This window comes from Brevundimonas sp. RM1 (assembly GCF_052907225.1).
Genome location: NZ_JBRERY010000001.1, coordinates 101,155 through 114,789 on the forward strand (window position 1 = coordinate 101,155; position 13,635 = coordinate 114,789).

At 68.1% G+C, this 13,635-nt stretch carries 13 protein-coding genes and 1 other RNA gene; 5 read left to right on the top strand and 9 right to left on the bottom strand.

Annotation, left to right across the window (positions count from 1 at the left end):
- Positions 1–107: 107 nt before the first annotated feature.
- Entirely contained in the window at positions 108–1,133 is a 1,026-nt protein-coding gene (locus ACU5AP_RS00530) for an RluA family pseudouridine synthase (protein WP_446680662.1), read from the bottom strand.
- A 76-nt stretch (positions 1,134–1,209) separates the two neighbouring features.
- On the opposite strand from ACU5AP_RS00530, the gene ACU5AP_RS00535 reads away from it, so the two are divergent.
- Positions 1,210–1,848: a DUF2799 domain-containing protein gene (locus ACU5AP_RS00535; RefSeq protein ID WP_197733798.1), complete on the top strand. Its 639-nt coding sequence runs from the start codon at positions 1,210–1,212 to the stop codon at positions 1,846–1,848.
- A gap of 67 nt (positions 1,849–1,915) precedes the next feature.
- On the opposite strand, the gene fba is transcribed toward ACU5AP_RS00535, so the two are convergent.
- Positions 1,916–2,980, bottom strand: coding sequence for a class II fructose-bisphosphate aldolase (gene fba / locus ACU5AP_RS00540; RefSeq protein WP_003165803.1), 1,065 nt, complete (start codon positions 2,978–2,980; stop codon positions 1,916–1,918).
- Positions 2,981–3,136: 156 nt separating this feature from the next.
- Here fba and ACU5AP_RS00545 point away from each other — a divergent pair, with 156 nt between their 5' ends.
- The gene (locus ACU5AP_RS00545) at positions 3,137–3,538 is read left to right on the top strand and encodes a hypothetical protein (protein WP_046653215.1); all 402 of its coding nucleotides are present in this window, start codon (positions 3,137–3,139) and stop codon (positions 3,536–3,538) included.
- 51 nt (positions 3,539–3,589) lie between these two features.
- Here ACU5AP_RS00545 and ACU5AP_RS00550 read toward each other — a convergent pair whose 3' ends face one another.
- The 7 genes from ACU5AP_RS00550 to tkt form a co-directional block, all read right to left on the bottom strand.
- The gene (locus tag ACU5AP_RS00550) at positions 3,590–4,786 is read right to left on the bottom strand and encodes a phosphoglycerate kinase (RefSeq protein WP_128720538.1); all 1,197 of its coding nucleotides are present in this window, start codon (positions 4,784–4,786) and stop codon (positions 3,590–3,592) included.
- 113 nt (positions 4,787–4,899) lie between these two features.
- On the bottom strand, positions 4,900–5,907 hold the full coding sequence (gene gap, locus ACU5AP_RS00555; RefSeq protein ID WP_446680663.1) for a type I glyceraldehyde-3-phosphate dehydrogenase: 1,008 nt from the start codon (positions 5,905–5,907) through the stop codon (positions 4,900–4,902).
- Positions 5,908–6,047: 140 nt separating this feature from the next.
- A complete protein-coding gene (locus ACU5AP_RS00560) occupies positions 6,048–6,302 on the bottom strand; it encodes a YbdD/YjiX family protein (RefSeq protein ID WP_128720536.1) in 255 nt (84 codons plus the stop codon).
- Positions 6,295–8,382, bottom strand: coding sequence for a carbon starvation CstA family protein (locus tag ACU5AP_RS00565; protein WP_128720535.1), 2,088 nt, complete (start codon positions 8,380–8,382; stop codon positions 6,295–6,297). Before ACU5AP_RS00565 ends, ACU5AP_RS00560 begins: the two co-directional genes overlap by 8 nt.
- A gap of 125 nt (positions 8,383–8,507) precedes the next feature.
- Entirely contained in the window at positions 8,508–9,701 is a 1,194-nt protein-coding gene (gene purT, locus ACU5AP_RS00570) for a formate-dependent phosphoribosylglycinamide formyltransferase (RefSeq protein ID WP_446680664.1), read from the bottom strand.
- A gap of 23 nt (positions 9,702–9,724) precedes the next feature.
- Entirely contained in the window at positions 9,725–10,576 is an 852-nt protein-coding gene (locus ACU5AP_RS00575; protein WP_003165796.1) for an alpha/beta hydrolase, read from the bottom strand.
- Between the two features lie 5 nt (positions 10,577–10,581).
- Positions 10,582–12,531 carry a transketolase gene (gene tkt, locus ACU5AP_RS00580; protein ID WP_219995957.1) on the bottom strand — a complete coding sequence of 650 codons (1,950 nt, stop codon included), beginning with the start codon at positions 12,529–12,531 and terminating at the stop codon, positions 10,582–10,584.
- A 144-nt stretch (positions 12,532–12,675) separates the two neighbouring features.
- Here tkt and ACU5AP_RS00585 point away from each other — a divergent pair, with 144 nt between their 5' ends.
- The 3 genes from ACU5AP_RS00585 (at position 12,676) to ssrS (ending at position 13,563) form a co-directional block, all read left to right on the top strand.
- Positions 12,676–12,966, top strand: coding sequence for a hypothetical protein (locus ACU5AP_RS00585; RefSeq protein WP_003165794.1), 291 nt, complete (start codon positions 12,676–12,678; stop codon positions 12,964–12,966).
- Positions 12,966–13,307 carry a cell division protein ZapA gene (locus ACU5AP_RS00590; protein ID WP_003165793.1) on the top strand — a complete coding sequence of 114 codons (342 nt, stop codon included), beginning with the start codon at positions 12,966–12,968 and terminating at the stop codon, positions 13,305–13,307. Before ACU5AP_RS00585 ends, ACU5AP_RS00590 begins: the two co-directional genes overlap by 1 nt.
- Positions 13,308–13,402: 95 nt before the next feature.
- Positions 13,403–13,563: non-coding RNA, 6S RNA (gene ssrS / locus ACU5AP_RS00595), on the top strand.
- The last annotated feature ends 72 nt before the right edge of the window (positions 13,564–13,635 follow it).

Here is a 13,635-nt window from a genome sequence, read left to right on the forward strand (position 1 = left end):
AATTCGGCGGCGATGCTCAGTCCTTCGCCGTCGTCGTCATTATCTAGCACAGATGTTGTTGCTAATAAAGCGGACAGTTTGGCGCAGTCGGACGCCGGTCCGGAGCGTCAGAGTTCGGACAGTAGGGCTTCGAGGCGTTGCATGTCGTCCGGCGGGGCGGTTTCGAAGCGAAGGGCTTCGCCGGTGACAGGGTGGATGAAGCCGAGGACGGCGGCGTGCAGGGCCTGGCGTTTCAAGCCGGACGCCTCGACGGCGGCGCGGACGGCAGCAGCCGGACTGCCCGAGCCGTAGACGGGATCGCCGAGCAGGGGCGCGCCCTTGGACGCCATGTGGACGCGGATCTGGTGGGTGCGGCCGGTGTGCAGGGTGCAGGCGACGCGAGCCGCCAGCGGAGCGTTCGAGGCCTTGGCCGGGCGGCCGAAGGTCTGCTGGACCACATAGTCGGTGATCGCCTCGCGTCCGCCGGAGCGCAGCACGGCCATCTTCTTGCGGTCGCCGCTGGAACGGCCGATCTGGGTCTGGATGCGGCCTTTCTCGGGCGAGGGCGCGCCGCGCGTCAGGGCCACATAGGTGCGCTCGATGTCGTGGGCGGCGAACAGGGCGGAGAGCCCTGCGTGGGCGCGGTCGGACTTGGCGGCGACCATGACGCCCGAGGTGTCCTTGTCGAGGCGGTGGACGATGCCGGGGCGGGCCACGCCGCCGATGCCGGAGAGACTGTCGCCGCAGTGGGCCAGAAGGGCGTTGACCAGGGTGCCGGTCTCGCAGCCCGGCGCCGGGTGGGCGGCCATGCCGGGCGCCTTGTCGATGACGATCAGGTCGGCGTCCTCGAACAGCACCGTCAGGGGGATGGCTTCCGGCTGAGGCGTGGCCGGGGCGACGGGCGGCAGGGCGACCACATAGAGACCGGGTTGGGCCTTGGCCGAACCGTTGGAGACCGTCTGGCCGTCGCGGGTGACGGCGCCGTCGGCCAGCAGGGCCTGGAGCCGGGCGCGGGACAGGGTCGGGAAGGCCTCGGCCAGAGCCTTGTCCAGACGCACGCCCGGCGCGTCGATGCGCGCCTGAAGTCGTTCTGCGGCGCGCGGCGCATCCTCGAGCGTTTCGTCGTCTTCCGTCAGCAAAGGTTCATCGGCCATAAGGCGAAATAGCATGGCTTGCGTGCAGAGACGTCATCAGACCTCAAACGCGAAAACGCCCCTGGAGAGGCCGAAGATGAAGTCGCTGATCGCCGCCGTTGTCGCTGTTTCGGGCCTGACGCTGTTGTCGGGCTGCGCCACCATGAACGAGGATCAGTGCCTGGTCGGCGACTGGGGCGGTCAGGGCTGGCGCGACGGCGCGGCCGGACGCCAGGTCAGCCGCCTGGACGAGCACGCCAAGGCCTGCGCCAAATACGGGGTGGCGCCGAACATGAGCGCCTATCTGGCCTCGCGAGAAGACGGGCTGCGAACCTATTGCACCTGGGAGAACGGCTTCCGGCAGGGGCGCGAAGGGAACAGCTACGGCGGGGTCTGCGCCCCGGCCGAGGAGCGAGACTTCCTGCCTGCCTATGAGGACGGGCGGCGCATCCATGCGGTCGAGCAGGCGGTGGCCTCTGCCGAGAGCGCGTTGAACTCGGCGATCAGCCGCATCGACAATCGCGAGGACAAGCTGGAGGCCAAACAGCGCGAGCTGCGCCAGGACGGCCTGACCGACGAGGAGCGCCGCCGCATCCGCGACCGTATCCGTGAAGTGCGTGACGAAATTCGCGACGCCCGTCGCGATGCGCGCCAGGCCGAAGAGGCGCTTCACTACGCAGAGATCGAGGCGCGGGCGGTGCGCGGGGCGATCGGCGGCCGCTACGGCGTCTGGTGAACATGAAAACGCCCGCCTCCGGTCGACGAAGGCGGGCGTTTCAGTCTGATCAAGACGCGACCGGCGATCAGCCGATGCGCGGGTCCAGTTCGCCCGAAGCGTAGCGCTTGGCCATCTGGGCGGTGGACAGGGGCTTGATCTTGGAGGCCATGCCTTCGCAGCCGAACTGCAGATAGCGCTCCTGGCACAGCTTGCGCATGGCTTCCTTGGCGGGCTTCAGATAGGCGCGCGGGTCGAACTCGCCCGGCTTTTCGGCCAGCAGCTTGCGGATGGCGCCGGTCATGGCCATGCGGTTGTCGGTGTCGATGTTCACCTTGCGCACGCCGTTCTTGATGCCGCGCTGGATCTCTTCGACCGGCACGCCCCAGGTCTGGGGCATCTGGCCGCCATAGGCGTTGATGATGTCCTGCAGATCCTGCGGCACCGAGCTTGATCCGTGCATCACCAGGTGGGTGTTGGGCAGGCGACGGTGGATTTCCTCGATCACGTTCATGGCCAGGACTTCGCCGTCCGGCTGGCGCGTGAACTTGTAGGCGCCGTGCGAGGTGCCCATGGCGATGGCCAGGGCGTCGACCTTGGTGGCCTTGACGAAGTCGACGGCCTGATCCGGGTCGGTCAGCAGGGCCGAGTGGTCCAGCTTGCCCTCGAAGCCGTGGCCGTCCTCGGCCTCGCCCATGCCGGTCTCCAGCGAGCCCAGCACGCCCAGTTCGCCCTCGACCGAGACGCCGCAGCTGTGGGCCATCTCGGTGACGCGGCGCGTCACGTCGACGTTGTATTCGTAGGAGGCGGGGGTCTTGGCGTCTTCTTCCAGCGAGCCGTCCATCATCACCGAGGTGAAGCCGTACTGGATGGCGGTGGCGCAGGTGGCCGGGCCGTTGCCGTGGTCCTGGTGCATGCAGACCGGGATGTGCGGATACAGTTCAGCCAGGGCGTCGATCAGCTTGGCCAGGACGACGTCGTTGGCGTAGGAGCGGGCGCCGCGCGAGGCCTGGATGATGACCGGCGCATTGACGGCGTCGGCGGCCTCCATGATGGCCAGGCCCTGTTCCATGTTGTTGATGTTGTAGGCGGGCAGGCCGTAGTCGTGCTCCGCCGCGTGGTCGAGCAGTTGTCGCAGCGTGATGCGCGCCATGGATAGTCTCCTGAACCAGATATGATTTTGCCCGAGGTCTTAGCCGGTCGGGCGGGGGAAGTCACGCCGATGTGACAGGGCGCAAGCCTGGTGGACTTTGGGCGCGCAGCCTCTAAGTGGACGCGACGCCTCGGCGTATCTGACCAAGGAGCGGCGATGAGCCAGAACGATGATGCGCTGGATGAGGACGGCGGCGGTTTCGACGTCGACGACTGGGCGCGGCTGACGCCCTTCAACGGGGCCGTGGCGACGCTGGACGATGTTCAGGCGGGCAAGGCCGTGTTCGCTCTGGGCGACACCGAAGAGGCGCGCGTCATCGACATGGAGCTGCCTCAGCCGGTCATCTGGTGGGAAGACGACGGCGAACAGGCGGCGGTGATCGTTCAGGCCGAGGCCCATGTCGGGCCCGACGGCGATCTGATGGAGGTGCTGGGTCTGATCCTGCCCGACGGCGGCGGGGCGGTGGCCCTGCTGGACGACGTCGATCTGGTGGACGACACCGATCCGACGTGGCGCGATCTGGTCGCGCGCGCCGTCGACATGGACGGCGAAGACTAAAGCTTCAGACATCAGGGGCGAGGGCCGCGAACAGCCCTCGCCTTGACGTTTTTAGGCGGCGCGCAGGGCCTCGACGCCCGGCAGAACCTTGCCCTCCATCCATTCCAGGAAGGCGCCGCCCGCGGTGGAGACGAAGGTCATGTCGTCGGCCGTGCCCGCGTGGTTCAGGGCCGCGACAGTGTCGCCGCCGCCGGCCACGGCGACCAGTTTGCCGGCCTTGGCCAGTTCGGCGGCGTGTTTGGCGGCCTCGACCGTGGCCTTGTCGAAGGGCGGAACCTCGAACACGCCCAGCGGACCGTTCCAGATCAGCGTCTTCGACAGATCCATGGCGCGGTTCAGACGGGCGACCGTCTCAGGCCCAGCGTCCAGGATCAGGTCGTCGGCGGCGATGCGATCCAGGGCGCGCACGCCCGACTCGATGCCCGGCTTGACGCCCTTGGCCACCACCACATCGACCGGCAGCAGCAGTTCGCAGCCCTGACGGCGGGCTTCCTCGATGATCTCGCGGGCGGTGTCGGCCAGATCCTTCTCGCACAGCGAGCCGCCGACATCGACGCCCTGGGCGAACAGGAAGGTGTTGGCCATGCCGCCGCCGATGGCCAGGTAGTCCAGCTTGGCGACCAGGTTCTTCAGCAGGTCCAGCTTGGTCGAGACCTTGGCACCGCCGACGATGCCGATGACCGGCTTCTGCGGCTTGCCGAGCGCCGCGTCCAGCGCCTCAAGCTCGCGCGCCATGGCGCAACCGGCATAGGCGGGCAGCAGGCGGGCCAGACCCTCGGTCGAGGCGTGGGCGCGGTGCGCGGCCGAGAAGGCGTCGTTGACGTAGAGGTCGCCCAGTTCCGCCAGCTGCTGGGCGAAGGCCGGGTCGTTCTTTTCCTCGCCCTTGTGGAAGCGGACGTTCTCCAGCAGCAGCACGCCGCCCGCGTCCAGATCGGCCACGGCGGCCTTGGCCTCATCGCCCACGCAGTCGTCGGCGAAGCGCACGGGGCCGTGCAGCAGCAGCTCCAGCGGCTCGACCACGGGCTTCAGGCTCATCGACGGCACGCGCTCGCCCTTGGGACGGTCGAAGTGGGCCAGCAGCACCACCTTGGCGCCCGCCTCGCGCAGGCGGTGGATGGTCGGCAGGGCGGCTTTCAGACGGGTGTCGTCGGTGACGTTCCCGTCCTCCATCGGCACGTTGAAATCCACGCGGACCAGGGCGGCCTTGCCCGAAAGGTCGGAAACGTCGTCGAGGGTGCGGAAGGTCATCGGTGGTCCGTCTTTTGATCTGGGCGGCGGGCCCGTCGTCTTGAAACAAGGGGCTCTCAGCCGTTCGGCGAGAGCCCCTCATAGGTCAGCAGTCTGTCAGGCGCGAGGCCGGATCAGAGGAACTTCGCCATCACCAGGGCGGTGTCGGCCATGCGGGTCGCGAAGCCCCACTCGTTGTCGTACCAGGTCAGGACGCGGGCCAGCTTGTCGTCGACGACCTGCGTCTGGGGCAGGGCGGCGGTCGAAGAGGCGGCCACGTGGTTCAGGTCGACCGAGACCAGCGGGTCGGTGGTCGTGGCCAGGACGCCGCTCATCGGGCCGTTTGCGGCGGCCAGCAGGGCGGCGTTGATTTCCTCGACGGTGACTTCGCGACCGGCGACGACCTTCAGGTCGACGACCGAGACGTTCGGGGTCGGGACGCGGATCGACGAGCCGTCCAGCTTGCCCTTCAGTTCCGGCAGGACCAGGCCCAGGGCCTTGGCGGCGCCGGTCGAGGTCGGAATCATCGACAGGGCGGCGGCGCGGCCGCGGTACAGATCCTTGTGCATCGTATCCAGCGTCGGCTGGTCGCCGGTGTAGGCGTGGATGGTGGTCATGTAGCCGCGCTCGATGCCGAACAGGTCGTGCAGCACCTTGGCCACCGGGGCCAGGGCGTTGGTCGTGCACGAGCCGTTGGACACGACGATGTCGTCGGTCGTCAGGGTCTCATGGTTGACCTTGAAGACGATGGTCTTGTCGGCGCCGTCGGCCGGGGCCGAGACCAGCACGCGCTTGGCTCCGGCCTTCAGGTGGGCCGAGGCCTTGTCCTTGGAGGTGAAGATGCCCGTGCATTCCAGGGCGATGTCCACCTTCAGCTCGGCGTGCGGCAGGTTGGCCGGGTCGCGCTCGGCCGTGACCTTGATCTTGCCGGTGCCGACGTCGATCCAGTCCTCGCCCGTCGTGACCGTGCCGGGGAAGCGGCCGTGCACCGAGTCATAGCGGAACAGGTGGGCGTTGGTCTCGACCGGGCCCAGGTCGTTGATCGCCACGACCTCGATGTCCTTGCGGCCGTGCTCGACGATCGAGCGAAGGACGAGGCGGCCGATGCGGCCGAAGCCGTTGATGGCGACGCGAACGGTCATGGGGAGCAGTCTCCTGAACAGGGGCGGTTATGATTGGCGCCTTAGTGGGACGGAGCGCGCGCGGTTGCAACCCCGTCGCCGTAACAAGGCCCGTAACAAGATATGATCGCCTGTAACCGTCCGGGTGCGGTCAAGCCGCTTCAGCAGCAGCGGAAGCCGCCGCCTTCGCCGAACCGCCGCGCCTCATGCAGGCGGAAGAAGGCGGTGCGGTCCAGCGGCGCCTGATCCGGATGGGTGACGGCGGCGTGGGCGACATAGGCGTCATAATCCGGCTGGCCGATCATCAGCCCGGCGGTGCGGCGGGCGTCCTTGCCCCACCGCACCAACGTGTCCCGGCAGGCGCAGAGCAGGTCTGCGCCGCCGGTCGTCGCTGAGGATGAAGAGGACTTAAGCACGGGCGATGTCCATCGCTTCGTCGGTCAGGGTCAGCTCATGCGCGGCCGGGGTTTCGACCACGGTCGGCTGGTCGGACTTCAGCGCCTTGAGGCAGGCCCCGACGCCATAGACCACGACCGTCAGCACGACGAACAGGAAGCCCGCCGTCAGCGCTGAGTTGACGTAGTCGTTGACGATGACCCGGTGCATGTCGCCGATGGTCTTGGCCGGGGCCAGGATGTCGCCGGCGGCCATGGCGTCCTGATACTTCCGGGCGTGGGCCAGGAAGCCGATCTTCACGTCGGGGTGGAACAGCTTCTGCAGTCCTGCCGTGACCGTGCAGATCAGCAGCCAGACCGCCGGAACCGCCGTGGCCCAGGCGAACCTGTGCCGCTTCATCTTGAACAGGACGACCGTGCCCAGGATCAAGGCGACCGCCGCCAGCATCTGGTTGGCGATGCCGAACAGGGGCCACAGGCTGTTGATCCCGCCCAGTGGATCGACCACGCCGGTATAGAGGAAATAGCCCCACAGCCCGACCGTCAGGGCCGTGGCCACGACGTTGCCGGTCCAGGATTGCGTCTGGCGCATCTTGGGCACGGCCATGCCCAGCAGATCCTGGATCATGAAGCGGCAGACGCGGGTGCCCGCATCGACCGTGGTCAGGATGAACAGGGCCTCGAACAGGATGGCGAAGTGGTACCAGAAGGCCATCATGGCCTTGCCGCCGATGACGCCCGACAGGATGTGCGCCATGCCGACCGCCAGGGTCGGGGCACCGCCTGCACGCGACAGGATGGAGTGTTCGCCGACGTCCTTGGCCAGTTGCTCCAGCTCGGCCGGAGTGATGTGGAAGCCCCACTGGGCCACGGCGGCGGCGGCCGAGGCGGCGTTGTCGCCGATGACGGCGACCGGGCTGTTCATGGCGAAATAGACGGCCGGGTCCAGCACGGTGGCGGCGATCAGGGCCATGATCGCCACGAAGCTTTCGCACAGCATGGCGCCGTAGCCGATCAGCGGGATCTGGTTCTCGTTCTCCAGCAGCTTCGGCGTGGTGCCGGACGAGATCAGGGCGTGGAAGCCCGAGACCGCGCCACAAGCAATGGTGATGAACAGGAAGGGGAACAGGGCGCCCGAGAAGACCGGCCCGGTGCCGTCGATGAAGGGGGTGATGGCGGGCATCTGCACATGCGGGCGCACGATCAATATGCCGACGGCCAGGGCGACGATGGCGCCGATCTTCAGGAAGGTGGACAGGTAGTCGCGCGGCGCCAGCAGCAGCCACACGGGAATGACCGAGGCGATGAAGCCGTAGGCCATCATGGCGATGGCCAGCGTCGTGCCCGACAGGGTGAAGGCCGGACCCCAGAACGGATCGGCGGCGATATGGCCCCCGCCGATGATGGCTAGGACCAGCAGCACCACGCCGATCACCGACACCTCGCCCACGCGGCCGGGGCGCAGAAAGCGGGTGTACAGCCCCATGAAGACGGCGATGGGAATGGTGGCGGCGACGGTGAAGGTTCCCCACGGGCTCTCAGCCAGGGCCTTGACCACCACCAGCGCCAGCACGGCCAGGATGATGACCATGATCATCAGCACCCCGACCTGGGCGATGACGCCGGGGATGGGGCCCATCTCGGTGCGGACCATGTCGCCCAGCGACCGGCCGTCGCGGCGGGTCGACATGAACAGGACGATCATGTCCTGCACCGCCCCCGCCAGCACGGCGCCGACCAGAATCCACAGCACGCCGGGCAGATAGCCCATCTGCGCCGCCAGCACCGGCCCGACCAGCGGCCCTGCGCCCGCGATGGCCGCGAAATGGTGGCCGAACAGGACGTTGCGTGGCGTCGGAACGTAATCCAACCCGTCATTGTGCCGGACGGCCGGTGTGGGCCGCCTTGCGTTCAGCCCCAGCACCTTCCCGGCCAGATAGCGGGCGTAGAAGCGGTAGGCGATGGCGTAGACGCACAGCGCCGCGACCACGATCCAGACGGCGCTGATGCTCTCGCCCTGGTGCAGGGCGATGACGGCGAGGGACACAGCCCCCAGGATAGCGATGGCGCCGAATATCAGCGCCGTCTTGAGCTTGCCCATGACGAACGGTCCTCCGGGTCGACTGGGTGCGACCTTTCGTCTTTTTTGGACCCTAATCGCGTCCGGCGCCAATCGACAAAAGTCGAAGAAGCTTGGCCGGTCCTTCTCCCGTTGTGGGAGAAGGACTACGGAGCGACTACCCGCACCTTGCCCGCCGCCTCGGCCGCGCGCGCACGCGCTTCGTCCGTGTCGGCGCCGCGCGCCAGGGCCACGCCCATGCGGCGGCGCTCAAACGCCTCGGACTTGCCGAACAGGCGCAGGTCGGCGGTCGGGACCGACAGGGCCTCGACCACGCCTTCGAACACCACGCCCTCGGCCTCCATGCCGCCGTAGATGACGGCGCTGGCGCCGGGTTCGCGCAAGGTCACGTCCACGGGCAAGCCCAGAATGGCGCGGGCGTGCAGGGCGAACTCGCTCATGACCTGCGTCGCCAGCGTCACCAGCCCGGTGTCATGCGGACGCGGCGACACCTCCGAGAACCAGACCTCGTCGCCCTTCACGAACAGTTCGACGCCGAACACGCCGAGACCGCCCAGCGCCTCCGTCACCTTGGCCGCAATGGCCTGCGCCGTCTTCAGGGCGGCGGGGCTCATGATCTGCGGCTGCCAGCTTTCGACATAGTCGCCCTTCTGCTGGCGATGACCGATGGGGGCGCAGAAGTCCGTGCGGACGGCGCCGTCGCGCAACGACCGCACCGTCAGCAGGGTGATCTCATAGTCGAAGTCGATGCGCCCCTCGACGATGACGACGCCGCCCGCGACCCGCCCCGACGCTTCGGCATAGGCCCAGGCCTCGGCCACGCCCTCAGGCCCCTCGACATAGGACTGGCCCTTGCCCGAGGACGACATGACCGGCTTGACGAAGCAGGGGAAGCCCACCGCCTGCGCCCCCGCCGCCAGTTCCTCGGCCGAGGCGGCGAAGGCGTAGGGACTGGTCGGCAGGCTCAGCTCTTCGGCGGCCAGACGGCGGATGCCTTCGCGGTTCATGGTCAGCTGGGTGGCGCGGGCGGTGGGGATGACGCGGGCCAGCCCCGCCGCCTCGATAGCCGCCAGGGCGTCGGTGGCGATGGCCTCGATTTCCGGCACGATGATGTGCGGGGCCTCGGCCATGATGATCCCGTTCAGCACCTGGGGATCGGTCATGGGGATGACGTGGCTGCGGTGCGCCACCTGCATGGCGGGGGCGTTGGCGTAGCGGTCGACCGCGATCACCTCGGCGCCGAGGCGTTGCAGCTCGATGGCCACCTCCTTGCCCAGCTCGCCCGAGCCCAGCAGCATGACGCGCGTGGCGTGGTCAGTAAGCGGCGTGCCGATCTTCATGGCGTCAGGCTCCGAAAAGTCGTTCAGGTTCCCGGCTCGGCCGGAACCGCATAGAGGCGGCGGAAGGCGTCCAGCGCGGCGCCGTGATAGATGGTGGCGTGGCTCTCGTTCGGGCGCGGGGTGAAGTCCCAGGTGACGCCGGGCAGGGCGTGATCGCGCAGGTTGGCGGTCAGCACGTCCATCGGCGCCTGCATCATCTCGCCCTCGTCGCCCAGCGTCAGGATCAGGGTGCGCGGATCGTTGGAGTGGTCGCGCAGATGCGCTCCTGACTGCCGCGCCAGCTGGCCGCCGTCCCACCACAGGCTGGGGCTGACGGCGACATAGGCGTCGAACATCTGCGGCTCTTTCAGGAAGGTCTCGACCACGAATAGGCCCGCCAGGGACTCGCCCATCAGGGCCGTCTCGCCGCTGGTGCGATAGCGGACTTCGATGAAGGGCATGACCTCTTCGCCGACGAAACGGCGGAAGCGGTCGGATTGCCCTTGCGTCGGATAGCGGGAGATCAGTTCGGCGTCGTCGGTCGGCAGGGCAAGCTCGTTGCGGCGGTCCATCGAGGCGACGCCCACGACGATGACGTCGCGCGTCGTGCCGACGATGGTCCCCAACTGGGCGATGCCCGAGATGTGGTGAAAGTCCTGATCCTGTCCGCCGTCGAGGACGTAGAGGACGGGATAGGTCTGGCTGCCCTTGGCATAGCCGGGCGGCAGCCAGACGTTGATCTCGCGCGTCTGGTTCATGACGGCGGAGGGCAGGGCGTAGGACTGGCCGATGACAACGGGCGTCTCGACCGCCATGGGGGCGGTTGTCTCGGCGAAGGCAGGCGCGCCGCCCGCCATCGATAAGCCGAAGCTCAGGACGAGGGCGAGGCGGCGCATGGAGCTTACAGCCGGGCCTTGGCGGCTTCGACCACGGCTTCGGCGGTGATGCCGAACTCGCGGTAGAGGACTTCGGCCGGGGCCGAGGCGCCGAAGCCGGCCATGCCGACGAAGCCTCCGTCTTCGCCGATGAAGCGTTCCCAGCCCTGCTTGATGGCGGCCTCGACGGCGACGCGCACCGTGCCGCGGCCGATGACGGCGTCCTGATAGGCCTTGGGCTGCTGCTCGAACAGGGCGAAGCAGGGGACCGACACCACGCGGGTGGGCACGCCTTCGGCCTCCAGCGTCTCGGCGGCCTTCAGGGCCAGGGCGACCTCGGTGCCGGTGCCGAACAGGGTGACCTTCGCCTCGCCGTTGGCGGCCTTCAGCTCATAGGCGCCCTTGCGCGACAGGTTCTCGCCCGCGTCGGTCACGCGCACGGCCGGGGTTTTCTGACGCGACAGGCACATGGCGGTCGGCGTGGTCTTGTGCTGCAGGGCGACCTGCCAGCACTCCAGCGCCTCGACCGTGTCCGCCGGGCGCATGGTCAGCAGGTTGGGGATGGCGCGCAGGGCCGCCAGATGCTCGACCGGCTGGTGCGTCGGGCCGTCTTCGCCCAGGCCGATGCTGTCGTGCGTCAGGACGTGGATCGCGCGTACGCCCATCAGGGCGCCCAGACGGATCGCCGGACGGCTGTAGTCCGCAAACGCCATGAAGGTGCCGCCGTAGGGGATGACCCCGCCGTGCAGCGCCAGACCGTTCATCGCCGCGGCCATGCCGAACTCGCGGATGCCGTAGTTCAGGTAACGGCCGGCGTAATCCGGCGCGTCCATGATCTGGGTGTTCTTGACGAAGGTGTTGTTCGAGCCCGTCAGGTCGGCCGAGCCGCCGACCATTTCGGGGATGGCGTTGAACACCGTCTCCAGCGCCTCGCCCGACGACTGGCGCGTGGCCAGGGCGGGCTTGTCAACGACCAGTTGCTTCAGCTTGGCGTCCAGCGCCTCGAAGGCGCCGGTGGGCAGGTCGCCGGCCATGGCGCGGGCGAAGTCGTCGCGCTGAGCGTGGTTCAGCAGACGGCCTTCCCAGGCCTTGCGGGTCTTGCCGCCCTGCTTGCCGACCTTGGCCCAGGCCTTCTGCACGCCTTCCGGCAGCTCGAACGGCGCGAAGGGCCAGTTCAGCGCCTGACGGGTCGCCGCGATCTCGGTGGCGCCCAGGGCGGCGCCGTGGGTCTTGTGGCTGCCTTCCATGGTGGCGGCGCCCTTGCCGATCTTGGTCTTGCAGGCGATCAGCGTCGGCTTGTCCTGCTTGGTCGCCCAGGCCAGGGCCTTCTGGATCTGCCTATAGTCGTGGCCGTCGATGGCCTTGACCGCCCAGCCCGAGGCCTTGAAGCGGGCCAGTTGGTCGGTGGCGTCCGACAGCGAGACCTTGCCGTCGATGGTGATCTCGTTGTCGTCCCACAGGACGCACAGCTTGTTCAGCTTCAGGCGGCCGGCCAGGGCGATGGCTTCCTGCGACACGCCTTCCATCAGGCAGCCGTCGCCGGCGACGACCCAGGTGCGGTGATCGACCAGATCCTTGCCGAAGCGCGCCGCCAGATGGCGCTCCGCCAGGGCGAAGCCGACCGAGGTGGCCAGGCCCTGACCCAGCGGGCCGGTGGTCGTCTCGATCCCGGCCATGTGGCCGTACTCGGGGTGGCCAGCGGTCTTGAAGCCCCACTGGCGGAAGTTTTCCAGTTGTTCCCGGGTGGCGTCCTTGTAGCCCGTCAGGTGCAGCAGGCTGTAGATCAGCATCGAGCCGTGACCGGCTGACAGGATGAAGCGGTCGCGGTCGGCCCAGTCGGGGCGGCTGGCGTCGAACTTCAGGAATTTCGAATAAAGGACGGTGGCGACGTCGGCCATGCCCATCGGCATGCCGGGGTGGCCGCTCTTGGCCTTTTCGACCGCATCCATGGACAGCACCCGGATGGCGTCGGCCATCTGTTTGGGCGAAGGCTTGGCGAATGCAGCTTGGGCGTCGGTCACGGCGAGACCTTTCCTCAGGAACAGGATAAAGCGGGGGCGGCGCCGCTTTACCCCGGCGCGCCGGCAGGTTCTACACGGAATCTGGAAGAAAGGACCATCATGGACGCCGTTACGGCTGCAAAGGCGCGGATTGATCGAGCGCTGGCTGATCTGGAGCGCAAGGTGCTTGAGCTGAAAGCCAGGCCCGCCTCGGCGCCGCCCATCGCGGACGACGACCTGTTCGCGCCGCGCGCCTCGAACGCGGCCGACCTGGCCCGCATCGCCGAGCTGGAGACGGCCGGTCAGGAAACAGCCCAGGCGCTGGCCCGCGCGGCCGACGCCGTGCGCGAGGTGCTGGCGCAGCAGCAGGCGGCTTCACAGCAAGCCGCTGGGCAAGAGGAGGCGAACTGATGGCGACGGTGACGGTAGAGGTCCACGGCCGCCCCTATGCAGTGGGCTGCGCTGACGGTCAGGAGGCGCGGGTGCGCGACCTGGCGGCCCAGTTCAACGAACGGGTGCAGGGCGTGGCCGATCAGGTCGGCCAGGTCGGCGACGTGCGCCTGTTCCTGATGGCCGCCCTGATGCTGGCTGACGAGCTTGGAGAAGCGAAACGCCAGGCGGCGGTCCAGAACTCGGGTCGCGCCAAGGCGGCGACGGCGGCCGTCGCGACGCCCGCCCCGGCCAGCGACGGCGTGGCCGAGGCCCTGAACGCCGTGGCCGCCCGTATCGAGAAGATCGTCCAGACGATGTAGGGCGTCGGCCTTCTCCCTCCCTTCTATGGGGAGGGAGAAACGCGCGCTTCGCCATTGTTGAAACTCGTCGGAACGCCTATCTTACGCGACGGCGGGTCATGCTGCGGCTCACGTCGAAGACAACATATCCTTCTGACCTTAATTCACTCATAGGGATCTGTCCCTGTCCGGGCTCGAGGGCCTGGGCATACGGAGCCCACCTGGCTACCCAGGTCGAGAGGATTTAAACGTTCTTCACGGCTCACGCGGCGCCGCCAACCCATCTTTATTTAGTGCGCTATCGCTCGCGACGCGGTCGCTTGCTGCTTGAGCGCGTTTTGGTGCGCTA

Coding starts and splice junctions, on each gene's coding strand:
- ACU5AP_RS00530 (WP_446680662.1), bottom strand. CDS start 1,133: ATGGCCGATGAACCTTTGCTGACGGAAGACGACGAAACGCTCGAGGAT.
- ACU5AP_RS00535 (WP_197733798.1), top strand. CDS start 1,210: ATGAAGTCGCTGATCGCCGCCGTTGTCGCTGTTTCGGGCCTGACGCTG.
- fba (WP_003165803.1), bottom strand. CDS start 2,980: ATGGCGCGCATCACGCTGCGACAACTGCTCGACCACGCGGCGGAGCAC.
- ACU5AP_RS00545 (WP_046653215.1), top strand. CDS start 3,137: ATGAGCCAGAACGATGATGCGCTGGATGAGGACGGCGGCGGTTTCGAC.
- ACU5AP_RS00550 (WP_128720538.1), bottom strand. CDS start 4,786: ATGACCTTCCGCACCCTCGACGACGTTTCCGACCTTTCGGGCAAGGCC.
- gap (WP_446680663.1), bottom strand. CDS start 5,907: ATGACCGTTCGCGTCGCCATCAACGGCTTCGGCCGCATCGGCCGCCTC.
- ACU5AP_RS00565 (WP_128720535.1), bottom strand. CDS start 8,382: ATGGGCAAGCTCAAGACGGCGCTGATATTCGGCGCCATCGCTATCCTG.
- purT (WP_446680664.1), bottom strand. CDS start 9,701: ATGAAGATCGGCACGCCGCTTACTGACCACGCCACGCGCGTCATGCTG.
- ACU5AP_RS00575 (WP_003165796.1), bottom strand. CDS start 10,576: ATGCGCCGCCTCGCCCTCGTCCTGAGCTTCGGCTTATCGATGGCGGGC.
- tkt (WP_219995957.1), bottom strand. CDS start 12,531: ATGGCCGACGCCATCCGGGTGCTGTCCATGGATGCGGTCGAAAAGGCC.
- ACU5AP_RS00585 (WP_003165794.1), top strand. CDS start 12,676: ATGGACGCCGTTACGGCTGCAAAGGCGCGGATTGATCGAGCGCTGGCT.
- ACU5AP_RS00590 (WP_003165793.1), top strand. CDS start 12,966: ATGGCGACGGTGACGGTAGAGGTCCACGGCCGCCCCTATGCAGTGGGC.